This is a genomic window from bacterium, assembly GCA_035307765.1.
Taxonomy (GTDB): Bacteria; Sysuimicrobiota; Sysuimicrobiia; order Sysuimicrobiales; family Segetimicrobiaceae; genus Segetimicrobium.
Genome location: DATGHU010000010.1, coordinates 1 through 22,616, shown reverse-complemented (window position 1 = coordinate 22,616; position 22,616 = coordinate 1). Strand labels below are relative to the sequence as shown.

General features: G+C 68.6%; 26 protein-coding genes. 23 read left to right on the top strand and 3 right to left on the bottom strand.

What is annotated here, in order from left to right; translation table 11 throughout:
* The first annotated feature begins 53 nt into the window (after nt 1-53).
* Nucleotides 54-926, top strand: a complete 873-nt coding sequence (locus VKV57_03535; protein HLW58978.1) for an AAA family ATPase — start codon at nt 54-56, stop codon at nt 924-926.
* Entirely contained in the window at nt 889-1,692 is an 804-nt protein-coding gene (locus tag VKV57_03530) for a hypothetical protein (GenBank protein HLW58977.1), read from the top strand. The genes VKV57_03535 and VKV57_03530 overlap by 38 nt, the downstream gene beginning before the upstream one ends.
* Before the next feature lie 63 nt (nt 1,693-1,755).
* On the opposite strand, the gene VKV57_03525 is transcribed toward VKV57_03530, so the two are convergent.
* Nucleotides 1,756-2,445, bottom strand: coding sequence for an HAD family hydrolase (locus VKV57_03525; protein ID HLW58976.1), 690 nt, complete (start codon nt 2,443-2,445; stop codon nt 1,756-1,758).
* Nucleotides 2,446-2,508: 63 nt separating this feature from the next.
* On the opposite strand from VKV57_03525, the gene VKV57_03520 reads away from it, so the two are divergent.
* The 3 genes from VKV57_03520 to VKV57_03510 are packed head-to-tail and all read left to right on the top strand — an operon-like array spanning nt 2,509 to nt 5,505.
* Nucleotides 2,509-3,030 (top strand): hypothetical protein, encoded by a 522-nt coding sequence (locus tag VKV57_03520; protein HLW58975.1) that lies wholly within the window; start codon nt 2,509-2,511, stop codon nt 3,028-3,030.
* A 22-nt stretch (nt 3,031-3,052) separates the two neighbouring features.
* The gene (gene asnS, locus VKV57_03515; GenBank protein HLW58974.1) at nt 3,053-4,342 is read left to right on the top strand and encodes an asparagine--tRNA ligase; all 1,290 of its coding nucleotides are present in this window, start codon (nt 3,053-3,055) and stop codon (nt 4,340-4,342) included.
* A complete protein-coding gene (locus tag VKV57_03510) occupies nt 4,339-5,505 on the top strand; it encodes an amidohydrolase/deacetylase family metallohydrolase (protein HLW58973.1) in 1,167 nt (388 codons plus the stop codon). The genes asnS and VKV57_03510 overlap by 4 nt, the downstream gene beginning before the upstream one ends.
* 110 nt (nt 5,506-5,615) lie before the next feature.
* Here the strand turns inward: VKV57_03510 and paaI are convergent, their stop codons facing one another.
* Both paaI and VKV57_03500 read right to left on the bottom strand, forming a co-directional pair.
* Nucleotides 5,616-6,080, bottom strand: a complete 465-nt coding sequence (gene paaI / locus VKV57_03505) for a hydroxyphenylacetyl-CoA thioesterase PaaI (GenBank protein ID HLW58972.1) — start codon at nt 6,078-6,080, stop codon at nt 5,616-5,618.
* A 184-nt stretch (nt 6,081-6,264) separates the two neighbouring features.
* Complete coding sequence (locus tag VKV57_03500) at nt 6,265-6,558, bottom strand: hypothetical protein (protein HLW58971.1); 294 nt, start codon at nt 6,556-6,558, stop codon at nt 6,265-6,267.
* Nucleotides 6,559-6,872: 314 nt separating this feature from the next.
* On the opposite strand from VKV57_03500, the gene rimP reads away from it, so the two are divergent.
* The 18 genes from rimP to VKV57_03410 all read left to right on the top strand — a co-directional run.
* Nucleotides 6,873-7,481: a ribosome maturation factor RimP gene (gene rimP / locus VKV57_03495; protein ID HLW58970.1), complete on the top strand. Its 609-nt coding sequence runs from the start codon at nt 6,873-6,875 to the stop codon at nt 7,479-7,481.
* A 7-nt stretch (nt 7,482-7,488) separates the two neighbouring features.
* Entirely contained in the window at nt 7,489-8,709 is a 1,221-nt protein-coding gene (gene nusA / locus VKV57_03490; protein ID HLW58969.1) for a transcription termination factor NusA, read from the top strand.
* Nucleotides 8,710-8,713: 4 nt separating this feature from the next.
* Nucleotides 8,714-9,076, top strand: coding sequence for a YlxR family protein (locus tag VKV57_03485; protein HLW58968.1), 363 nt, complete (start codon nt 8,714-8,716; stop codon nt 9,074-9,076).
* Nucleotides 9,077-9,093: 17 nt separating this feature from the next.
* A complete protein-coding gene (infB, locus tag VKV57_03480; protein HLW58967.1) occupies nt 9,094-11,670 on the top strand; it encodes a translation initiation factor IF-2 in 2,577 nt (858 codons plus the stop codon).
* A 56-nt stretch (nt 11,671-11,726) separates the two neighbouring features.
* Entirely contained in the window at nt 11,727-12,008 is a 282-nt protein-coding gene (locus VKV57_03475) for a DUF503 domain-containing protein (GenBank protein ID HLW58966.1), read from the top strand.
* A 91-nt stretch (nt 12,009-12,099) separates the two neighbouring features.
* Entirely contained in the window at nt 12,100-12,504 is a 405-nt protein-coding gene (gene rbfA / locus VKV57_03470; GenBank protein ID HLW58965.1) for a 30S ribosome-binding factor RbfA, read from the top strand.
* A complete protein-coding gene (locus VKV57_03465) occupies nt 12,458-13,450 on the top strand; it encodes a DHHA1 domain-containing protein (protein ID HLW58964.1) in 993 nt (330 codons plus the stop codon). The genes rbfA and VKV57_03465 overlap by 47 nt, the downstream gene beginning before the upstream one ends.
* Before the next feature lie 2 nt (nt 13,451-13,452).
* On the top strand, nt 13,453-14,400 hold the full coding sequence (truB, locus tag VKV57_03460) for a tRNA pseudouridine(55) synthase TruB (protein HLW58963.1): 948 nt from the start codon (nt 13,453-13,455) through the stop codon (nt 14,398-14,400).
* Nucleotides 14,375-15,325: a bifunctional riboflavin kinase/FAD synthetase gene (locus VKV57_03455; GenBank protein ID HLW58962.1), complete on the top strand. Its 951-nt coding sequence runs from the start codon at nt 14,375-14,377 to the stop codon at nt 15,323-15,325. Before truB ends, VKV57_03455 begins: the two co-directional genes overlap by 26 nt.
* Nucleotides 15,326-15,438: 113 nt before the next feature.
* Nucleotides 15,439-15,861, top strand: coding sequence for a transcription antitermination factor NusB (gene nusB / locus VKV57_03450; GenBank protein ID HLW58961.1), 423 nt, complete (start codon nt 15,439-15,441; stop codon nt 15,859-15,861).
* A gap of 16 nt (nt 15,862-15,877) precedes the next feature.
* Nucleotides 15,878-16,144, top strand: coding sequence for an acylphosphatase (locus VKV57_03445; GenBank protein HLW58960.1), 267 nt, complete (start codon nt 15,878-15,880; stop codon nt 16,142-16,144).
* Between the two features lie 5 nt (nt 16,145-16,149).
* Nucleotides 16,150-17,100, top strand: coding sequence for a farnesyl diphosphate synthase (locus VKV57_03440; protein ID HLW58959.1), 951 nt, complete (start codon nt 16,150-16,152; stop codon nt 17,098-17,100).
* On the top strand, nt 17,097-17,933 hold the full coding sequence (locus VKV57_03435; GenBank protein HLW58958.1) for a TlyA family RNA methyltransferase: 837 nt from the start codon (nt 17,097-17,099) through the stop codon (nt 17,931-17,933). The genes VKV57_03440 and VKV57_03435 overlap by 4 nt, the downstream gene beginning before the upstream one ends.
* Nucleotides 17,930-18,808 (top strand): NAD(+)/NADH kinase, encoded by an 879-nt coding sequence (locus tag VKV57_03430; GenBank protein ID HLW58957.1) that lies wholly within the window; start codon nt 17,930-17,932, stop codon nt 18,806-18,808. The genes VKV57_03435 and VKV57_03430 overlap by 4 nt, the downstream gene beginning before the upstream one ends.
* Before the next feature lie 56 nt (nt 18,809-18,864).
* Nucleotides 18,865-20,538: a CTP synthase gene (locus tag VKV57_03425; protein ID HLW58956.1), complete on the top strand. Its 1,674-nt coding sequence runs from the start codon at nt 18,865-18,867 to the stop codon at nt 20,536-20,538.
* 36 nt (nt 20,539-20,574) lie between these two features.
* On the top strand, nt 20,575-21,477 hold the full coding sequence (gene ilvE, locus VKV57_03420; GenBank protein HLW58955.1) for a branched-chain-amino-acid transaminase: 903 nt from the start codon (nt 20,575-20,577) through the stop codon (nt 21,475-21,477).
* A 31-nt stretch (nt 21,478-21,508) separates the two neighbouring features.
* Complete coding sequence (locus VKV57_03415; GenBank protein HLW58954.1) at nt 21,509-22,039, top strand: NUDIX hydrolase; 531 nt, start codon at nt 21,509-21,511, stop codon at nt 22,037-22,039.
* Between the two features lie 46 nt (nt 22,040-22,085).
* Nucleotides 22,086-22,616 (top strand): phosphopentomutase (locus VKV57_03410; GenBank protein HLW58953.1); only part of this gene is annotated, 531 nt, incomplete at its 3' end.

Genomic DNA, 22,616 nt, shown 5'->3' with positions numbered 1-22,616 from the left:
CAGGGAAGGTCGAACTGCGCCAATGGTGCAGGCGTGCACGGATAGCGCTGCGCATGGATACGCGCAGCGGCCTGGTCGTGGGGAGGGAAGCTGTGGACGAAGAAACGAAGCCCACGGCGCGCCTGATCGCCCTGGTCAACCAAAAGGGCGGGTGCGGCAAGACGACCACGGCGGTGAACCTCGCCGCCTGCCTTGCCGTCAGCAAGCGGCGGGTTCTCCTGATCGACCTCGACCCGCAAGCCAACGCCACGGTGAGCCTCGGGGTCGATCCCGGCCAGCTGACCAGGACGATCTATCATGTGCTTGTCGATGATCCCATCGACGGCGGCTCGGCGGTCGACCTGGCGGGCGTGGTCGTTCCCTCCAACGTGCCGAACCTCGATGTCGCCCCGTCTTCGATCGACCTGGCCGCCGCGGAATTGGAGCTGTCGGCCCGCATCGGACGCGAGAAGTCGCTGCGGAAAAAGATCATCCCGATTCGAGACCGGTATGAGTACATCATCATCGACACCCCCCCGTCGTTGGGGCTGCTCACCCTCAACGCCCTCGTGGCGTGCGAGGAGGTGATCATCCCGATCCAGACGCACTATTACGCGCTGCTCGGGATGCGCCAACTGCTCCGCACCCTCAAGGTCGTACGGGAGGAAGTCGGCCACCAGATTGAGATCGCCGGGGTCGTGCCGACGATGTACGATGCCCGGACGGCCATCAGCAAGGAGATCATCCACGGCATCCGCGAGTACTTCGGCGACAAGGTCTTCGCCAGCGCCATCCACTTCAACATCAAGCTCGTCGAGTCCAGCATGGCGGGCGTCCCGGTGTTTGTGCACCTGCGCACCTCACGCGGGGCGCAAGAGTACATGAACCTCGCCAAGGAGGTCATGGCGCTTGAACAAAAAGCAGGAAGCGCTGCGGCGCGGACTTAGATCGTTCATCGAAGACACCTCGCGCGAACTCGCCGATCTGGAGGGGCGGGAGATCCCCCGCCGCCCCCCCGCCCCGGTCGAGGCCGAGGACGTGCCGGCCAAGGCCCGCGGCGGCGCCCACGACGTCACGATCCAGCCCTCGACGTCTGCCCCTCCAAACGCGCCGGTAGGGAGAGACGGCATCGTCGAAACCGCGATGGCGTCGGCGGGGGGACTCGCCCCGGCCGCGGTCCCCGAACGACCTGGGCCGCCGCCTTCCTCCGCGCCTCCGACGGGCCATCAGGGCGGAACGCGGCCGGCGCCCGTTCGCGTAGAACCGGCCGCATCATCGGCTGCTGCGGCGGTCTCCGGACCTCCAATTCCGACGCGGATCGCTCCCGCTCAGCCGTTCAGGCCCGCGCCCGTGGAACCACCCGCACGCCCCGCGCCCGATTCGGCGCCCCCCGCCGCGCGGTTGGTGCCGCCCCCCCCTCCGAGCGTCGCAGGGGCGGCGCTGAAGCGACCGCGACCGGAGCGCGGCCGCCGGCGGACCCGCCACCGGGTGACCTCCTCCGGCCTGGGGGTCGATGGGGTGCGCGCGGAGCAGGCCACCGAGCGGAAAGGGGTCTGCTTCACGTACTTCACGAACCGCGAGTGCTGGCAGGTACCGGAGGCCTACTGCAACACCGCGCTGCAGGTCTGCATCACCCGGGAGTGTCCGGTCTACCACCTGCACAGGGAGTCGATGGAGCGCCGGTTCGCGAAGAAGTTCAAACACTTTTGGTAGGGTGCCCGGCGGCCGCGGAGCGCGCCCCCTTCGGCGTGGTGGGGGTGTGCGGGCGGGCCGTCGCTACGTGGTGAAGTCGAGCGCGAGCAGTTCCCCGAGGTGGGCGACGCAGCACCAGGGGTGGATTCCCCGATCGCCGAGTTCTTCCGCACTGCGCCGATAGGCGATGAACCGGGCGCCCGCCTCGGCGGCCGCGGCCCCGTCGATCCACGAATCCCCGATCACATAGGACCGCTCCACGGAGCCGAGGCGGCGTACCGCTTCCCAGACGCCGTCCCCTGCAGGTTTCAGCGCCCCGGCGTCGTCGCGGGCGATCACGGTTTCGGCCAGCCCGCCGAGGCCGGAGGCGTGCAGGGCGTCAACGGCGCCGGTCCGGCCGTTGTTCGTGAGGACCGCGATCCGGAACCCGCGCGCGCGCAGGGTCCCAAGGACCTCGGCGGCGCCATCCAGCGGCAGGGCGTCACGCAGCCCCTCGGCTTCGTGCGCTTCGATGATCTCCCACATCCGTCGGGCCAGCGCGGTGCCGTGATGGCGATCGTGCGCGGCCCCTATCGCCACGAGCTGCGCCAACGCGCGGCGCATCAGGACCTCGTCGGATTCGTCCACCGCGCCCGTCGTCCGCAGCATCGCGATCAGCGATCGTCGGATTGCCGGGAAGTCGATCCGCGAGCCGATCAACGTGTTGTCCATATCGAAGATCAGCGCGACCCGCGCGGGCGTCACCACAGCGGCATTGTACGCCGCGCCCTCCACACCCGCAAGTACGCCGGCGCGGCCGAGAGGAGATGGCCAGCCGCCCGGCGTAGCCAGTGACGCATGGTATGGCGGTGGGCGGTCCCTCTCGCCGCGCTCGCGGCCGCCGCCTGCGGCGGTTCCCCATCACACGGTGAGGTCGGGGCGATCCCTCGCCCGCCGGTCCCGGCGGTGGTCCCCCACGACAGCGGGCTCACCCCCCGAACGGCGCGAGTGGCGTTGCTGCGGACCCGACGGCCGGAGACCCTCGGCCCGGCAAAGGCGGCCCGGGTGCTGGCGCTCGTCCAGGAGGCGCTCCAGCACGCGGGACCCATGACCCCGTATCAGGACGGACCGCGGCTTCTCGTGAACCTCCGCCTGAACGAGCATCTCGTGGTCGTCACGCTGGGGGTGCCGCAATCGCTCACGGTCGGGCGCCGGCGAGTCCCGGGGGTATCGCAGGTGATGATTCCGTTCACGGGGAGTTGGCGCAAGCGCATCCTGGTGGTGCGGGAGGGCCGGGTGGAGGCGTCGAGACCGCTGCTCGCCGAGTCGAGCCTCGTGGACCTCGAGTGGATCGTGGAAAAGGAGGGTGGGCAGCCATGACCGATGGGGTACGGCGCGCATGATGACCACCACGATCGACGCGTTGGGGACGCACGTCGGCGAGGAGGTCGAGCTCCACGGGTGGGTCTACCATCTCCGGAGCAGCGGGGCGATCCATTTCCTTGTCCTCCGGGACGGGACGGGGATCCTGCAGGCGGTTGCCGTCCGGCACGAACTGCCTTCCCCGGTTTTCGAAGCGGTCGGCGCGCTCACGCAGGAATCCTCGGTCACCGTTGGCGGGGTCGTGCGCGAGGACCGCCGCGCGCCCGGCGGGTTCGAGTTGAGCCTTCGCCGCCTCGCGGTCGTCCAGCGGGCCGAGCCGTACCCCATCACTTCGAAGGAGCATGGGGTGGAGTTTCTGATGGACCACCGCCACCTCTGGCTTCGCAGCGCCCGACCCCATGCGATCATGCGGGTGCGGGCGGAGGTGGAGCGGGCGATCTGCGACTACCTCGACGACCGGGGGTACGTGAGGATGGACACGCCGATTCTCACCCCATCGGCCTGCGAGGGGACGACGACGCTGTTCGAGACCCCGTACTTTGAGCGCACGGCCTACCTCGCCCAGAGCGGCCAGCTCTACAACGAGGCGACCGCCGCTGCCCTCGGGCGGGTCTACTGTTTCGGACCGACGTTTCGGGCGGAGAAGAGCAAGACCCGTCGGCACCTCACCGAGTTCTGGATGGTGGAGCCGGAGGCGGCGTTTTTGGACCTCGACGGCTGCGTCGCGCTGGCCGAGGGAATGGTGGCCTTCATCGTCCAGCGGGTGCTGGAGCGCCGACGGGCGGAGTTGCTGACCCTGGAGCGCGATCTGGCGCCGCTGGACCGCGTGCGCGCTCCGTTCCCGCGCATCTCGTACGATGAGGCCGTCGCGGCGCTGGCGGCTCGCGGGCACCCCGTTCGGTGGGGTGAGGACTTCGGCGGGGACGAGGAGACCGTGATCGGCCAGCTTCACGACCGGCCGGTGTTCGTCCATCGGTACCCCGCGCAGTGCAAGGCGTTCTACATGCAGCCCGATCCCGAGCGTCCTGAGGTGGTGCTGGGGGCCGACCTGATCGCCCCGGAGGGATACGGCGAGATCATCGGGGGCGGGGAACGGATCCACGACATCGAGCTGCTCGAGACCCGGATCCGAGAGGCGAAACTCCCGCGAGCGGAGTACGCCTGGTATCTCGACCTTCGGCGCTACGGCTCGGTTCCCCACAGCGGGTTCGGCATCGGGATCGAACGGACCGTCGCCTGGATCTGCGGGCTCGAGCACGTTCGAGAGACGATCCCGTTTCCACGGTTGATCAACCGCTTGTATCCATGACCACGCCCGCCCCGGCGGAGCCCTACGACCTGGCGATCCGCGGAGGGTGGGTCATCGATCCGGCGCAGGATCTCAACGGGCCCGCGGACGTCGTGATCCGCGGGGACCGGATCGTCGCGGTCGGGCACGTCCCGGGCGCGTCCCGCACGGTCGTGGACGCCTCCCAACGTTTCGTCTCCCCCGGGTGGATCGACCTGCACGCCCACGTCGCGCACCGGCTGACCCGGGGAAGCCTCGACCCCGACCGCGACGCGGGTGTGGCGAAGGGCGTCACCACGGTCGTGGACACGGGTTCATGCGGGGCCTGGAACTACGACGCGTTCTCGACCTACGTCATCCAACGCGCCGCGACGCGGGTGATGGCCTTCGTCAACGTCTCGCTCCCGGGGTTGACGGTGTCCCCGGTGCACGGGGCGTGGGAGCACTTCGATCAGGCGCAGACGGTGGCCACGGTGGAGGGACATCCCGGGGAAGTCGTCGGGGTGAAGGTGTTGGCGAGCTACCTCCACTGCGGCGTGATGGATATCACGCCGGTTGAGCTGGCGGTCCAAGCGGCGAGGCTCTCCGGTACTCGGGTGATGTGCCACCTCGGACTGGGGCCTCCGGTGATCGACGAGGTGCTGGATCATCTGGAGGAAGGGGACATCGTGACCCACTGCTGGCACGGGAAAGGGCCCGGCTCGATCCTGGATCGCGTGGGCCGCCCGATCCGGGCGGTGCGGGCGGCGGCGGATCGCGGGGTGCGGTTCGACATCGGCCACGGCCTCTCGAGCTTTTCCTTCGCGACCGCGCGGCTGGCCATGGCGGCCGGGCTGCCGCTGCATTCGATCAGTACCGACCTCCACGAGCTCAACCTCCGTCATCCGGTTCGCGATCTGGCCACCACCATGGCCAAATTTCTCCACCTGGGCATGAGCCTGCGCGACGTTGTCGCGGCGACGACCCTCGGGCCCGCCAGCGCCATTGGATGGGAAGGGGAGATCGGGACGCTCCGTCCCGGGGCGTGCGCGGACGTGACGGTCTTCCGGCTCCGTGAAGGTCCGGTTGAATACAGCGACGCCAGCGGGCACACCGAGCTCGCCTCGGTCGGCCTGGAGCCCGTGACCACGGTGCGGGGGGGGCGTCTCGTTGCCGTCGCGGCGATCGCGGGGGATGCTCCCTGAGCGTCTCGCCGGCGGTGGGGTGGCTTCGGACCGTCGGAGCAGGACGGTCCCGGTGCCCGAGCGGGGCGGTTGCCCTCGCACCACCCCCCAATGCTCAGTGACGTCTCAACTCAAGACGCGCCGGTGTCTGGGGCGTTTGGTGTCAGCCCCGACACCAGTTCGCCCCTGATCTGGGTGGAGTGGCCGCGGAAGACGGCGACTAATCTTCTGCTCTGGTCGGTGACGGTCACGTCGTACACCCCGGACCTTCCGCTGCGGTGCCGCTCAACCGCCTCGGCCGTCAGGACATCGCCCACGTGCGCGGCGGCGGTGAACGTGATCGCGCAGTTGTTCGCCACCGTGACCGTGTTGTAAGAGTTGCAGGCGAAGGCGAACGCCGAATCGGCGAGCGCGAAGATCATCCCACCGTGACAGATGAGATGCCCGTTGCACATCTCCGGCCGCACCGCCATGCGCAGCATGGCGTGGCCCGGACCGATCTCGACCACCGCCATGCCAAGGGTGCGGCTGGCCCTGTCCTGCGTCCACATCGCATCGCGGGCGGCTTCGGCGATCTGTTGCGGCGTCGGCTTCATCGTCACCCCTGCCGTCCTTCGCCACACCCGCGCGTGCCGTCGGCCCCCCCGGCCTCGGGCCCGCCGGAGATGATCGACCCCGGAGGGTCACCGTCTGCCCTCGCCGGGGGGACGGCATCTGTGCCAAGGCGCGTCGCGGGTGATCGGCGGGGCGACACCCTGCTCGGGGCGGCGTGAGCGCGGGCTACAGCTGCACTTTCCCCATACCCGCCCTCAGATCGTCCCCATTCATGACGGGGCAGAATTCGACGGTAGCGTTGAAGTTATGGAAAAACGGTTCCGCGATCCGAGGCAGGTCGCTCACATCCTTCAGGTCGAAGAAAATGAGGCCGGTGCGGGCCCCATCGATCGCGCCGAAGTAGGCCGCCTCAGGCTTGAGCGCTTCCAGCGACGACTGCATCGTTTTCTGAAGGGTCCCGTCTTTGAACGCTTTGTTCGCCTGCTCCACTTGCATCGTGACGCGCATCAGCATCCGCATTATCCGCCCCCTCTTGGTCTCGAAGTATTTCGCAGGATTCGCCCCGGACGCTCGGTTGTCCCGCCAGCGCCCGCGGCCGCCCCTCAGTATACGACAGCGAACGGCGGGGTTGGGCGAGGAGGCGATATTTCCGGCACCCACGCGAGGCCCCCCAGGCGCCTTGTCATCGGCGTTCGGCGTATGCTATACTACAGACGGTTTCAGTTAGGTCCCGTGCCCCAATCTTGACGCTTTCAGGGGAGTGGGTGCGCTACCCACTCTCTCGTTCTTGGAGGCGCCGAAGGCTGGGGCGCACGTTTGTGGGGAGTTTTTGGATGAAGCGTCACGAGGTAGCCGAGCAGGTGGCGGTGCTCGCCGGACCTATCGCGGCCCGTATGGGTTTGGAGTTGGTCGACGTGGAATGGGTCGGCGGCGGAGGACATCAGATCTTGAGGGTGCTCGTTGACCGAGACGGCCGCGCGGGCGTGGAGGACTGTGCCCGGTTGAGCGAGGCGCTCAGCCGGGAGTTGGATCTGTACGATCTGCTCGCGCATTCCTATACACTGGAAGTGGCGTCGCCGGGCCTCGACCGGCCGCTCCGCCGGCTGCCCGATTTTGTGCGGTTTTCGGGTCGGACAGCGGCGGTGACGACGGTCGTCCCCCACGACGGGCAACGGCGGTTTCGTGGACGATTGCTTGGCCTCGTCGACGGGCGCGTCTCGCTCCTACTGGAGGACGGGAGGGAGATCCGCCTGGCGGAAGAGGAGATCGCGCAGGCGAAGCTCGTTGTGGAGATGTCGGATTTGCGTGAAGACTTCAGGCGATCCAGGGCGGCCTCCGCCTCGCCCTCCCGAACGGCTTCGGGGGGAAGCGCGCAAGGGGAGGGCGCTCCCGAAGGTGAGCGGGGTGGGCCGGCGAAGGGGCATCCGGAGCGCTGGGGGTGAGTGGTGAGTGAATAACACTGAGCTCATCAAGGCGATCAAACAATTGGAAGAGGAAAAGAGCCTCAGCAAGGACGTCCTCATCGAGGCGATCGAGGCCGCCCTGCTGTCGGCGTATAAGAAGAACTTTGGGTCCGCTGCCCAAAACATTCGGATCGAGTTGGACCGCGAAACGGGTGAGCAGCACGTCTTCAGCGTCCGGACGATCGTCGACACGGTGGCCGACCCGACTACCGAGATTCCCATATCCGAGGCGCGGGGGTGGGATTCCGAGATTCAGGTGGGCGACACCGTTGAGGTGGAAGTGACCCCCAAGGATTTCGGCCGGATCGCCGCGCAGACCGCGAAGCAGGTGATCGTTCAGCGCATTCGTGAAGCCGAGCGCGACATGGTGTACAAGGAGTTCCGCGATCGGGAGGGTGACATCGTCACCGGCACGGTCCAACGCGTGGAGCGGCGGAACGTCTACATGGACCTCGGCCGGATCGAGGCCGTGCTCCCTCCGACCGAGCAGGTGCCGCGGGAAGGGTACCGGCAAAACGACCGCGTGAAGGCCTACGTGGTCGAGGTGAAGCAGGGGAACCGGGGACCGCAGATCGTCGTCTCGCGCACCCATCCCGGGCTGCTGAAGCGGTTGTTCGAGATCGAGGTGCCCGAGATCTACGAGGGCATCGTCGAGATCAGGGCGATCGCCCGCGAGGCAGGTGCGCGGAGTAAGGTGGCGGTGATTTCCCGTGACCGAAACGTCGACGCGGTCGGGTCGTGCGTGGGGCCGAAAGGATCCCGGGTGCAGTCGATCGTGGACGAACTGCGCGGGGAAAAGATCGACATCGTCCCGTGGGCCAGCGACTCGGCGCTCTTTGTGGCGAGCGCGCTCAGCCCGGCGAAGGTGATCCGGGTCGAGATCAGCGAGGAGACGAAGACGGCCCTGGTGATCGTGCCGGATAACCAGTTGTCGTTGGCCATCGGCAAGGAAGGCCAGAACGCACGGCTGGCCGCAAAGCTGACCGGGTGGCGGATCGATATCAAGAGCGAATCGCAAATCAAGGAGCTTGAGGCCCGGAAGATCTTTGCGGACCTCCCCCCGGAGGAGGAACCGGCCGCGGCCGACGATGGGGTCGCCATCCCGGCGGCGGAGACGCCCGTGCCGGTGGAAGAGACCCCCGCCGTCGGGGACGGACCGGTGGTGGAGAACATCGCCCGGGTCGAGGAGAAGACGGTCGCGGAGTGAGCAGATGGCGAAGGTACGACGGCTCCCGGAGCGCCAGTGTGTGGCCTGCGGCCAAGTGCGCACGAAACGGGATCTCGTGCGCGTCGTTCGGACCGTGTCGGGTGACGTGCGGGTCGATCCGACGGGGAAGTTGTCCGGCCGCGGGGCGTACGTGTGCCCGGCGGCGTCCTGCATCGAGCTCGCCGTGCGTGGAGGGAAACTCGCACGCATGCTCGAGCGCGAGATTCCCGCTGAGGTGGCACAGGGGTTGCGTGGGGCATCGCAGCGGCCGGCAACCCCGCGCCCCCCTGTGGTGCACCGGATCCCCCTGGCCAAAGCCGCGGAGCTGTTCGACGAGAAGCCCGCGCGGAAGCCGGGAGCGCCCTAGGCGCATGGAGGGGTATCGTGAAGGTTCATGAACTCGCCCGGGAACTGGGGCTGACCAGCAAGGAACTCATCGCCAAGCTGGAGGCTCTGAAGGTCCCGGTCCGCAACCACATGAGTGTGCTCGACGACTCGGTCGTCGAACACCTCCGCAAAGCTCATGCCGGAGGACGGGAATCTCAGCCAGGTTCCGCCGGCACATCGGCGGGGGCGCAGGCGCACGAGGTCCGCGGCACGGCCACGGCGGTGGACGCGGAGAAGGTACGCCAGAGTGCCTTCCTTCAGGCGAGTTATGGATCCGAGATCAGAGGCGTGCGGGTGATCCGCGCTCCCCGAGTTGAGGCGACGCCGGCTCCCGCGACTCCGGCGCACCCGCCGGCTGCTCCGGGGAAGCCTTCCGCGGCGCCGACCCCCAGCGAAAAAGGCCCGGTGAAGAGCCCCGCGAAGCCTGCCGACCGCCTCGCCGCCAAGAAGACGGTCGAGGTCAAGCCCGACGCGAAGAGGACCTCCCTCGACACGAAGCCGGTGCACCCGGAGAGGGGGGTCAGGGAGCATCCGGCGGCGGCGGCCGGCCCCGCCGGCGCCCAGGCCGCGGCGGCGCCTTCGGCGCCGACCAAGGACAAGCCTACCGTTCGATTCGCCGACGTCCGCAAGGTCCCTCGATACGAACCTCAAGTCGGCGAGGGCACGGCGATGCCGCGCCTTTCACCCGAGACGCCCGCCGTCGAACCACCGAAGCGAGAACCGGCGAAGCCGGAGGCGGTGAGACCGGTGGAGGTGCCACGCGTGGCTCCGGAGCCCCCGCCCCCCGCCGCCACTGCCGCTCCGCAGCCCGTGCGCTACCTTGAACTCGACGGCCCGATCCAGGTTGGCGAGCTGGCGGTTCGGATGGGCGTGCCACCGGGCGAGGTGGTGAAGCGGCTGGTCGAAGCGGGGGTGATGGCCGGGATCAACCATATGATCCCGCTGGAGATCGCCGGCAAAGTCATGGGGATGTTCAACTTTGCGGCCAGGGCGCGTGAGGTCGCTCAGGTGACCGATCTCGCCCCCACCTTGGAAGTGCCGAGCGCGACGCCGGCGGAGAAGGGTCGGGACCTCCGGCCGCCCGTCGTGACGGTGATGGGCCACGTCGACCACGGGAAGACCAGCCTCCTCGACGCCATCCGGAAGACCAGCGTGGCCTCGCAAGAGTACGGCGGCATCACGCAGCACATCGGCGCGTACACCGTCGAGGCCGCGGGCAAACCGATCACCTTCCTCGACACCCCCGGCCACGAAGCGTTCACGGCTCTGCGGGCGCGCGGCGCGCACGTGACCGACATCGCCGTGCTCGTGGTGGCGGCCGATGACGGGGTGATGCCGCAGACGATCGAGGCGATCAACCACGCCAAGGCCGCGCGGGTTCCGATCATTGTCGCGGTGAACAAGATCGACCTGGCGCAGATCAATCCCGATCGCGTCAAGCAGCAGCTGGCCGATCTCGGTCTCGTCCCGGAGGAGTGGGGCGGTGATACCATCACCGTGCCGGTCTCCGCGCGGCAGGGCACCGGGCTCGACGCCCTGCTCGAGATGATCCTCCTCGTCGCGGAGCTGCGCGACCTTCGGGCCACCCCCGACAAGGCGGCACGCGCCACGGTGATCGAAGCCCGCCTCGACAAGGGACGGGGGCCGGTCGCCACGATCTTGGTGCAGGACGGTACCCTGCGGGTCGGGGACGCCGCGGTGGTCGGGGAGACGTACGGGCGGATCCGGGCGATGACCGATGACAAGGGCGCGCGCATCCAAGCGGCCGGACCGAGTGTACCGGTCGAAGCGATCGGGCTCAGCGATGTCCCCCAGGCCGGGGATCTCGTGGAAGTCGTTTCCAACGAGCGGATCGCGAAGGCCGTGGCCGAGGAGCGGAGCGAGCGCCGGCGGGCCACCGAACAGGCCAGGGTGCGCCAGGTCAGCGTCGAGGAGATCTCCAAAGAGACGGGGGCGGTGACGGAAAGTAAAGAGTTGCGCCTCATCGTGAAGGGCGATGTCCAGGGATCGGTGGAAGCCCTGGTTCCGGCTTTGGAGCGTCTCACCAGCCGGGAAGTCATCATCACGATCCTGCACGCGGGCGTGGGGAACGTGACCGAGTCTGACGTCATGCTTGCGGCGGCGAGCTTCGCCCGCGTGATCGGCTTCAACGTCCGCCCGGAACCGCCGGTCAGACGTCTGGCCGAGACCCAGGGGGTCGATGTCCGCCTCTACCGCGTGATCTACGAGGTGCTCGACGACGTCAAGAAGCTCTCGACGGGCTTGCTGGCTCCGGAGATGGCTGAGGTCATCTTGGGGCGGGTGGAAGTGCGCAAAGTCTATTCGATCAGCCGGATCGGGACGATCGCGGGCTGCTACGTGACCAGCGGGAAGATCGTGCGGGGCGCCAAGGCCCGCCTGATCCGGGATGGCGCCGTCGTTCACGAAGGGGTGATCGGATCGTTGCGGCGCTTCAAGGACGATGTCCGCGAGGTGGTCGAAGGGTTCGAGTGCGGAATCGGCCTCGAACGCTACAACGACATCAAGGAAGGCGACACGATCGAGGCATTCGCCATGGAGGTGAAGCCGGCCTGACGGCTGGCGAGACCACCCCGGGGACGGTGCCCCCCTAGGGGAACAGGAGACAGACCATGGTGGTCGGGTTGCTGCGGGTCGAGTGTAGCCTTCCGGGGACGCAGAGCATCAAAGACAAGCGGCGGATCGTGAAATCGCTTTTGGACCGATTGCACCATCGGTTTCGCGTTGCCGCCGCCGAGGTGTCGCACCAGGACTCCTGGCGGCGCGCCGGGCTTGCGGTGGCGTACATCAGCACGACCGCCCGCCACGCCGACGAGGTTCTCGCCCACGTCGCCAGCGCGATCGAGCGGCACACCGATCTCGTGGTGCTCGATTACGCGGTGGAGATGCGGTGATCGCCTTCCCCACGTCCATCTCTCCCGCGCCGCCGCTTCGCGCTCGGGGTGGAGGTGCGACGGAGGAGCCCGCCGGGAGGGAGGCCCAAGCATGAGCGTGCGCATCGCCAGGCTTCGTGAACTGTTCAAGGAGGAGATCAGCACGATTCTCCAACGCGAGATGAAGGATCCCCGGATCGGGTTTGTCTCCGTCCTGGACGTCGAGCTGAGCCAGGATCTGCGGCACGCCAGGGTATTCGTCAGCATTTTGGGAGACGCGGAGGCGAAAGCCAAAACGATGGCCGGCCTCGCCAACGCCCACGGGTTCATCCGGAAAGAGCTGGGGCGGCGGATTCGCCTCCGGCACATGCCCGCAGTGTCGTTTAGGCTCGACGAGTCGATCGAGCGCGGTGTGCGCATCCAGCGCCTGTTGCGCCAGGTGGCGGAGACGGAAGGCGAGGGATCCGGGGATGCATCCGGTCGGTCGGATCGCGGAAGCCCTTCAAAGTCGGCGTAACGTCCTGCTCCTCAATCACGTCGCGCCGGATGGCGACTGCTTGGGGTCCACGCTGGCGCTCGCCCGAGCCCTGGCGGCCCGTGGACAGCGGGCCGTCGTCGGGAGTGCGGACGGTGTGCCGACGATGTATCAATTCCTCCCCGGGAGCGAGCGGGTGGTCGCCGAGATCCCGGCTGGCGAGAGCTTCGACGCCGTCGTGTTCATGGAGTGCAGCTCCCCGGAGCGGGCCGGCGGGCTGGTGGCACGCGCGGCCGGCGTCCCCGTGTGGGTCAACATCGATCATCACGTGAGCAACAGCGGCTACGGGGACCTCGTGCTGCTGGATACCGAGGCGGCGGCGGTCGCGGAAGTGGTGCTGCCGATCGTCAAAGCGCTGCACGCCGAGCTCGACGCCGATACCGCCACGTGCCTGCTCACCGCGCTGCTCACGGACACCGGCAGTTTTCACCATGCCAGCGTGACCCCGCGAAGTTTCCAGATCGCCGCGGAGTTGGTGGCCGCGGGAGCCAGTCCCACGGCGGTGTACACGCAGGTCTACGAGAACCGCTCCGAGGGGGCGCTGCGCCTCGCGGGGATGGCGCTCAGCCGCCTCACCGTCTGTGAGGCCGGCCGGGTGGTCTGGACCACGGTCACCCAAGCCATGCTGAAGGAAGCCGGGGCGACGATGGACGAGTCGGAGGGGATCGTCGGGGCGATCAGAGCGACTCGGGGGACGCAGGTGGCCGTTCTCTTCAAAGAGGAGCCCGAAGGCATTCACGTCAGCCTCCGCGCCCAAGGCGGGGTCCGGGCCAACGTCATCGCCGAGGCGTTCGGCGGTGGGGGCCATGCGGCGGCGGCGGGATTCACCATCAAGGAGGGGCTGACTGCGGCCGTCGATCGCACGCTCGACGTCGTTCGGCGCGAACTTGGCGCGCCGAACCCCACGGTTCCGGGGGGATCCGCCTGACGATGGACGGAGTCCTCAACCTGCTGAAGCCGCCCGGGATGACATCGCACGACGTCGTCAACGTCGTCCGGCGGGCCGCCGGGCTGCGTCGCGTCGGCCATACCGGGACGCTCGACCCCGGCGCCGCCGGGGTGCTGGTGTGCTGCCTGGGGCGGGCGACGCGGTTGAGCGAGATCCTGATGGACGCCGACAAAGAGTACCGGGTGGAACTGCGCCTCGGGGCGCGGACGAGCACCGGCGATGCCTACGGCGAGAGGCTGGCCCCTGCGGAGACGTCCGGGGCACATCGCCCCGTCACCCGCCAGTCGCTCGAGGCGGTCCTGAAGCGATTCACCGGAGAGATCCTGCAGGTGCCGCCGATGGTGTCCGCGATTCATCACGATGGCGTGCGGCTCTATCAGCTGGCCCGCCGCGGAGAAGCGGTCGACCTGCAACCGCGGCCGGTCGTGGTGCAGCGGATCGATGTCCTTTGGATCGGTCACGACCACCTGTCGGCGCTCCTCGAGGTGGCCTGCGGCAAGGGGACGTACATCCGGAAGCTGTGCGCGGATATCGGGGACGCCATGGGGTTGGGCGGGTACGCCCACTTCATGGTGCGCACGCGCGCCGGTCGGTTTTCCTTGCGGGACGCGGTCACCCTGGAGGAGTTGGCCGAGTGTGCCGGCCGCGGCGCGCTCGCGGACGTTGTCATCCCGATGGACGAAGCGGTTGGCCATCTGCCGGCGGTGGACCTTTCGGAGCGCAGCGTGATCGAGGTCCTCAACGGCCATCCCGTCCCGCTTTGGAAAGTGGGGGAGACCGCCCTTTCCGAGGATCTCCCCGTCCGTCTCCGCAGCCGTCGGGGCGCGCTGATCGCGCTGGCCAAGGTCGACGGCGGAATGTTGCGGCCGTTCAAGGTGCTGGCCGGAACCGGAGGAGCGCTGGTTGCGGATCGTCCACGGTCTGGATGAGTTCCCCGCACAGGGCGGGGACTCCGTCCTGGCCCTCGGGACGTTTGACGGCCTGCACGTCGGCCACCAAAAGGTAATCGGAGAGGCCGTCACCCGCGCCGGCGAGGTCGGGCTCCAGTCCGCGGTGGTGACGTTTGACCCCCACCCGCTCGAGATCCTCCGCCCCAGCGTGGAGCCGATTCTGCTGACGATCATCGAGGAGCGGTTCCCCCTGCTTGAACGATTGGGGGTGGATCTCGCGGTGGTGCTCGGATTCGATCTGGGGTTCTCAAGGACCCCGGCGCAAGTGTGGCTCGATGAGATCCTCACCCGACGACTGAGGGCCCGGACGATCTTCGTCGGCTCCTCGTACACCTTCGGCCATCGGCGGGAGGGGACAGCGGCGCGCCTCACCGAGTGGGGCCGGGCTCACGGCGTGGAGGTGCACCTGGTTCCGGCGGCGCTGGTGCGGGGGGAGCCGGTGAGCAGCAGCAGGATACGCAGCGCCCTGCGCGAGGGATTGGTGGACGAGGCCGCGCATCTGCTTGGCCGATACTACTCCGTGCTTGGGCGGGTCGTGCCCGGTCAGGGGCGCGGCCGGACCATCGGATTTCCGACCGCCAACCTGCTGGTGCCGTCGCCGCGCAAGATCCTCCCGGGACGGGGGGTGTACGCCACGATCGTCGAGACCGGCGGGCGCCGGTACGGTGGTGCGACCAACATCGGCTACCGCCCGACGTTCGGTGGCGGAGACCTGTCCGTGGAGACCCACCTCCTTGATTACGATGGGCCCCTGGTCGACAAACCGATGAGGCTCGAGTTTGTCGGGCGGGTTCGGTCCGAGCGCGCCTTCCCAAGTGCCGCGGCCCTGACCGCGCAGATCCGCGAGGACGTGGTCAGGGTGCGAGAGTTGCTTGCGGAAGCCCAACCGAGTATAATACGGTAGTGCAGGCGGCGAACGAGTGTACGGAAGCCCAGCGGGCGGACGCAGCCCTCGAGTAAGAACCTGACCACCAGCTACGGTGGTCAGTTTGTTTACCGGGGCGCGGAACGGAGCGTATGCGGCGAAAGGCACGGGCGGCGGCGTTACAGGTGCTGTTCCAGATGGACGTCGGGAAGCTGTCCCTGGAGGACGCCCTAACATCCGTCGCGGCCCCGGATTGGGTTCCCGACGATTTGACGTGGGTGGAGACCTTGTGCCGGGGCACCCGGGGACATCTGGGTGAGATCGACCCCGTGATTGCCCAGTGCGCCGAGCGGTGGACGCTTGAGCGGATGGCGGCGGTCGACCGCAACATCCTCCGCCTGGCCATCTTCGAACTCCGATATACGGATACCCCGATCCGCGTCGTCATCAACGAGGCGGTGGAGCTCGCTAAGCGGTTCAGCACCGAGGAATCCGGTCGATTCGTCAACGGCCTGCTCGGCAAGATCGTCCGATCCACCACCCCCCCTTTGGTGGGGCACGCGGCCGACGTGTGAGGCCGGCCCGCGTTCTGTGCGCGTCCAAATTGCGGTGACGGGACGGGTGCAGGGGGTCGGGTTTCGGTTCTTCGCCCTCACGCGCGCCCGAGCGCTGGGGCTCAGCGGTTTCGCGCGCAACCTTCCGAACGGACAGGTCGAGGTGCTGGCGGAGGGAGCGCGGGATGCGCTCGAGGCGTTCCTCGTCGCGATGCGCGAGGGTCCGCCGGGGGCCGCCGTTCGCGGGATCCAGGTCGACTGGGAGGATGTTCCATCCCGGGAGCGGGAGTTTGTGATCCGGTAGCGAGGATGCCGCTGACGTCGCGCGTACCCGCAGGCTCGTTCCCTCTGCCCCCCACGGATGCGCTCGCCGCTGTCGAGGCCCGCCTGGCCGACCTCGGCAGGCGTGTCGAGGGGGCGCTTGACCGCGCGCTGGTGTCCGAGGACACTCCCCCCCAGGTCGTGCACCAGGCGATGCGGTACAGCGTGTTCGCCGGCGGCAAGCGACTCAGACCCATCCTGGTCTTGGCCGGAGCGGAGGTCGCGGGGATGGGGCCGGACGCCGTCCTGCCCGCCGCCGCCGCGGTCGAGCTGATCCACACGTACTCGCTGATCCATGATGATCTGCCCGCCATGGACAATTCGCCCACCCGGCGGGGCCGCCCGACCTGTCACGTGGTCTTCGGCGAAGCGATCGCGGTCCTCGCGGGCGACGCACTCCACGCGCTGGCCTTCGAATTGCTCGCCGGGATCGCGGACGGCGATGCGATCCCACCGGATCGTGTGGTGGGGGCGATCGTCGAAGTCACTCAGGGTATCGGCACGAAGGGGATGGTCGGCGGTCAAGTGCTCGATCTCCTCGCAACCCGGGGTCCGGTCGAAGCCGCGGATGTCCGGGAGATCCACCGGCTGAAGACGGGGTCGCTGATCCAGGCCTGTGTGCGCATCGGCGGGATGCTGGCGGGGGCGTCCCCGAACGATCTCAAAGCCTTGAGCGCGTACGGGGAGCACGTCGGGTTGGGGTTTCAGATCATCGACGACATCCTCGATGTTGTCGGCGAGGAAGGCAAGCTCGGCAAAGGCACCGGCAGCGACGCCGCCCAGGCAAAGGTGACTTTTCCCGCCGTCTTCGGGCTGGACGCATCCCGGGACCTCGCCCGGGCCGCGACCGCTCAGGCGATCTCTGCGCTCGAGCCGCTCGGCGTGCGGGGGGAGTGGCTCCGGAGCATCGCCGCGTTTCTCCTCAGCCGCGAGCGATGACGCCGGGGACGGGGATGGACAGCGGGGTCAGGTTGGATCAATGGCTGGTTGTCCAGCGCCACGCCGCAACCCGCGGGGAGGCGCAGGCGGCGATCATGGCGGGCCTGGTCACGGTCGATGGCCGGCTTGTCGACAAGCCGGGCCGCAGAGTGGCGCCGGGGGCGACCGTGCTGGTTCGGCGCCGGGGGACGGCGTACGCGAGCCGCGGCGGCCTCAAGCTTGCTCACGCCCTTGAGGTCTTTGGCATTGATGTGCGGGGTAGGGTGGCGGTGGACCTCGGAGCGAGCACGGGGGGATTCACGGATTGTCTCCTCCGCGCCGGAGCGTCCAGGGTCTACGCGGTCGACGTCGGCCACGGCCAACTGGCCTGGGGGCTTCGAACCGACCCGCGGGTGGTGGTGCTCGAGGGCGTGAATGCCCGGTATCTCACCGTCGAGCAGGTCGGCGGCCGGTGCGACTTGGTGACCGCAGACCTCGCGTTTATCAGCCTGCGCTTGGTCTGGCCGGCGATCGCGGGGCTCGTGGCCGCGCACGGGTCTGTGGTGGCCCTGGTCAAGCCCCAGTTCGAGGCCGGGCGGGCTCACGTCCCGCGGGGCGGGGTGGTGCGAGATCCGGACGTCCACCGGGAAGTGCTCTCCCGGGTGCTGGCGGCCTCCGGCGCGGCCGAATTGACCGCCGTCGGCGTCACACCGTCACCGATCACCGGGCCGGCCGGAAACATCGAGTACCTGGTCCACCTCCGCCCGGGGACCGAGGCGGGGCTATCCCCCGAGGCCATCGACGCCAGCGTCGCGCGGGCGCACGCTGGCGGGGTTACCCCGAGGCGCTCGTGATCGCGGTCGGTCTGAACGTCAACGTCGAAAAGGTCCACGCCAATCCCGATGTCGCGCGGTTGGCACGGGAAGCCGTGGACCTCCTCGTGGAGCGCGGCGTACCGGTCTGGATCAACCGAGAGAGCGCGGAGATCCTCGGGCACCCCGCGCTCGGGGCGAGCGAAGCCGACCTGATCAAGCGGGTCGGTGTCGTGGTGGTCTTCGGGGGAGACGGAACCATCCTGCGCACCGCGCGCGCGGCCGGCCCCCAAGGGATCGCCATCCTGGGGGTCAACCTCGGAGCGTTTGGATTCCTGGCCGAGGTGAACGGCCCGGAGGTGGCGAGCGCACTCCACCGGGTGTTGGAGGGCGACTATCAACTCGACGAGCGGATGATGATCCGCGCCCGAGTGGAGCGGGACGGGCAGGTTCCCCAGGAGTTCCTCGCGCTCAACGATATCGTCGTCACCAAGAGCGGCTACGCGCGTCTTCTCAGGCTGCGCACCTTCGTCAACGGCGAGCACCTCGCCACGCATCTGGCCGACGGCCTGATCGTGGCCACCCCCACCGGGTCCACCGCGTACTCCCTCTCCGCCGGCGGTCCGATCGTCCATCCCGCGGTGGACGGGATCGTGCTCACGCCGATCTGCGCCCACACGCTCAACGCTCGCGCCGTATTGGTCTCCGGGACCGACACGGTGACCATCCGGGTCGACCCGGTTGGCGCCCCACCCCCACCGCCGATCTTGACGGTGGACGGGCAGGAAGGGTTCCCGCTCAAGGAAGGCGACGAGGTGCGCGTGGAACGCTCGCCCCACCGCACTCGGCTCGTTCGCCTGGGTCGGGGCGGTTTCTACAGCATCCTCCGCGCAAAGCTCACCTGGGGAGAACGGTAGGCGCATCCGAGGCAGCGGCGACGAACCATGAATCGGCGGAGGGGGGGGCGCAGCGAATGACGCAGCAGGGGTCGAAGTACATCTTTGTGACGGGGGGAGTCACCTCCGCGCTGGGCAAGGGCATCACCTCGGCGTCGCTGGGGCGGTTGCTCCGGAGCCGGGGGTGGCGCGTCACGCTGTTGAAGTTCGATCCCTACGTGAACGTGGACGCGGGAACGATGAACCCGTTTCAGCACGGGGAGGTCTTCGTCACCGACGACGGCGCGGAGACGGACATGGACCTCGGCCACTACGAACGCTTCATCGACGAGAACCTCTGCCGCGACAACAACACGACCACCGGGAAGATCTACGGCGCCGTGATCGCCCGCGAGCGCCGGGGCGAGTACCTGGGCGGGACGGTGCAGGTCATCCCCCACGTCACCAACGAGATTCGCGACGAGATCACGCGGGTCGGCCGTGCACAGGGCGCCGACATCATCATCGTCGAGGTCGGCGGCACCGTCGGGGACATCGAAAGCCTGCCGTTTCTCGAGGCGATCCGGCAGTTTAAGTTCCACGTCGGCGAAGAGAACGTGATGTACATCCACGTCTCGCTCATTCCCTTCCTCCGCAGCGCCGGCGAGCTCAAGACGAAGCCGACCCAACACAGCGTGAAGGAGCTGCGCGGGATCGGGATCCAACCCGACGTCCTCGTCTGCCGGACCGAGCGCCCGCTCTCCCGCGGACTGCGGGAGAAGCTCGCGCTCTTTTGCGACGTCCCGCTGGAGGCCGTGATTCAGGCGGTCGACGCGCAGAGTATCTATGAGGTCCCACTGATCCTCGAGGACGAGGGTCTCCCCCGGATCGTGGAGCGCCGCCTGCGCCTCCCGGTGCGACCCCCCGACCTCGCCGAATGGCGGGCGATGGTGGAGCGAATTCGGCATCCCTCCTCGACCGTGCGGATCGCGCTCGTCGGCAAGTACGTGGGGAACGAGGATTCGTACGTGAGCATCGAGGAAGCGCTCCGGCACGGCGGCATCGCCAACGGCGCCCGGGTGGTGATCACCAAGCAGGACTCGGAGGAGCTGGATTCCCTCGACGACCACGGGGTGGCGGCGCGGCTCGCGGGGTACGATGGGATCCTGGTCTGTCCGGGGTTTGGCGCGAGAGGGGTGGAGGGCAAGGTCAAAGCGGCACGCTTCGCGCGGGAGCGCCGCATTCCGTTCTTCGGCGTCTGCTACGGAATGCAGTGGGCGGTGGTGGAGTTTGCCCGGGACGTCTGCGGCCTCGCCGGCGCCAACACGACCGAGGTGGACGCGAACACGCCGCACCCGGTGATCGGGCTGCTCCCCGAGCAGGAGGCCGTCACCGACAAGGGGGGGACGATGCGTCTGGGATTGTACCCGTGCCGGCTCACCCCGGGGTCGCGCGCGGGGGAGGCCTACGGGGTGGCGGAGGTCCAGGAGCGGCACCGCCATCGCTTCGAGGTCAACAACCACTATCTGCCGATCCTGACGCAGCACGGTCTTCGGGTGACGGGGCTGTACCCAAGTCGTCAGCTCGTGGAGATCGTCGAACTGCTCGATCACCCCTGGTTCGTCGGCACCCAGTTTCACGGCGAATACCGATCGCGGCCCAACCGGCCCCACCCCCTGTACCGCGAGTTCATCGCCGCTGCGCTCCGGCAGGCGCAGCACCCCGCCGGGCACGTCCCGGAGGAGCCATTTACGCCGGCGGCGAACAGGTGAAGGATTGACGCAGATGCGACTCGGGAGGCGAGCGCGATGAGTGCGGTGGTCTACGTGAATGGCCGGTTCGTCCAGAAGGCGGAGGCGACGGTCTCCGTCTACGACCACGGATTCCTGTACGGGGATGGGGTGTTTGAGGGTATCCGCGTGTACAACGGCCGGGTCTTCAAGCTGGACGCGCACGTCGATCGGCTCTTCGAGTCCGCGCATACGCTGGGCCTCGAGATTCCGCTCACCAAGGCGGAGATGACCGAGGCGATCCTGGAGACCGTGCGTCGGACCGGGCTGCAGGACGCCTACATCCGCCCCGTGGTGTCGCGCGGCCCCGGGGATCTCGGGATCGACCCGCGAAAGTGTCCGCGGCCCAACGTCGTTGTCATCGTCGATTCGATCCAGCTCTACCCGGAGGAGGCGTACCGGAAGGGCCTGCGGATGATCACGACCACGACGCGGCAGCGACCGGTGGACGTCCTCAACCCTCGGGTGAAAACGTGCAACTATCTGAACAACATCCTGGCTCGGATGGAAGTTAACCTGGCCGGGGTCGACGAGGGGTTGATGCTCACCACCCAGGGCTACGTCGCCGAGTGCACCGCCGACAACGTCTTCATCGTCAAGGCCGGCCGGGTGCTGACCCCGCCCGCGTATCTCGGCATCCTGCAGGGCGTGACCCGGCAGACGATCGTGGACGTGTGCGCGCAACTGGGTGTCCCCTGCGCCGAGCAGGTCCTGACCCTCCACGACATGTACACGGCCGATGAGTGCTTCCTCACCGGGACGGGGGCGGAACTGGGCCCGGTGGTCACGCTGGATGGGCGGTCCATCGGCACCGGCAAGCCGGGCCCGATCACCCAGCGCGTTCTCGTGGCGTTCCGAGAGCTGGCCTCGCGTGAAGGGACGCCTGTGTACGTCGCGACGGGCGCGTCCGCCAAGGCGTGAACGGTTCCATTCACCCTCCCGCCGGGGTCTGATGCGGCGGCTGGTGCGCCGCCGCCGGGTGTTCGAAGGACGGCGGGTGACGGTCCGCCTGGATGAAGTCGAGTTCCCCGGCGGCCAGCGCGTCGAGTATGAGATCGTCGAACACCCCGGGGCGGTGGCGATGGTTGCCCTGACCGCGGACCGGCACGTCGTGCTCGTCCGCCAGTATCGCGCCGCGGTGGAGGCCGACCTTCTCGAGATCCCCGCCGGCACCATGGAACCCGGCGAAACCCCAGAGCGGTGCGCCGAGCGCGAACTCGCCGAGGAGGTGGGCCGCGCGGCCGGGCGGTGGGAGTGCCTCAGCGCCTTCTACCCGTCGCCCGGCATCCTTTCCGAGGTACTGCATGTGTTCCTGGCCCAGGACCTCCGCCCCGCCGCGGCGGACCGCGAGGAAGTCGATCTCCGGGTCGAGACCGTGGCGCTCGACGAGGCCCGGCGTCGGATCGACTCGGGCGAGATCCGCGACGCCAAATCGGTGATCGGGATCGCCCTGGCATGCCGGCGCCTCGGGCGCCCCGGCTGACCCGGTTCGCCGGCGGCCGACCCGGCGCCGGCTCGGGGCGCCGACGGTGACCCGCCTCCGTCGCGTGATCGTGATCGTGCTCGACAGCTGCGGCGTCGGCGAGTTGCCCGATGCCGCCAGGTTCGGGGATTTGGGGGCCAGCACCCTGCCGCACACCGCGGCGGCCTGCGGAGGGCTGAGGATGCCGACGCTGGGCCGGTTGGGACTCGGGCGGATCGTCCCCATCCTCGGCGTTCCGGCGGATCCCGCGCCCACCGGCGCGTTCGGCAAGATGGCCGAGGTGGCGCCGGGGAAGGACAGCACGACCGGGCACTGGGAGATGATGGGGCTGATCCTCGACCGGCCGTTTCCCACCTACCCGCACGGGTTTCCCCCCGAGATCATCGAACCATTCGAAGCGCGGATCGGGCGGCGGGTGCTCGGCAACCGGCCGGCGTCCGGGACGGCGATCATCCAACAACTCGGCGAGGAGCACCTGCGCACGGGCCGGCCGATCGTGTACACGTCGGCGGACAGCGTGTTCCAGATCGCGGCGCACGAAAGTGTCGTCCCGGTAGAGGAGTTGTACGGGGAGTGC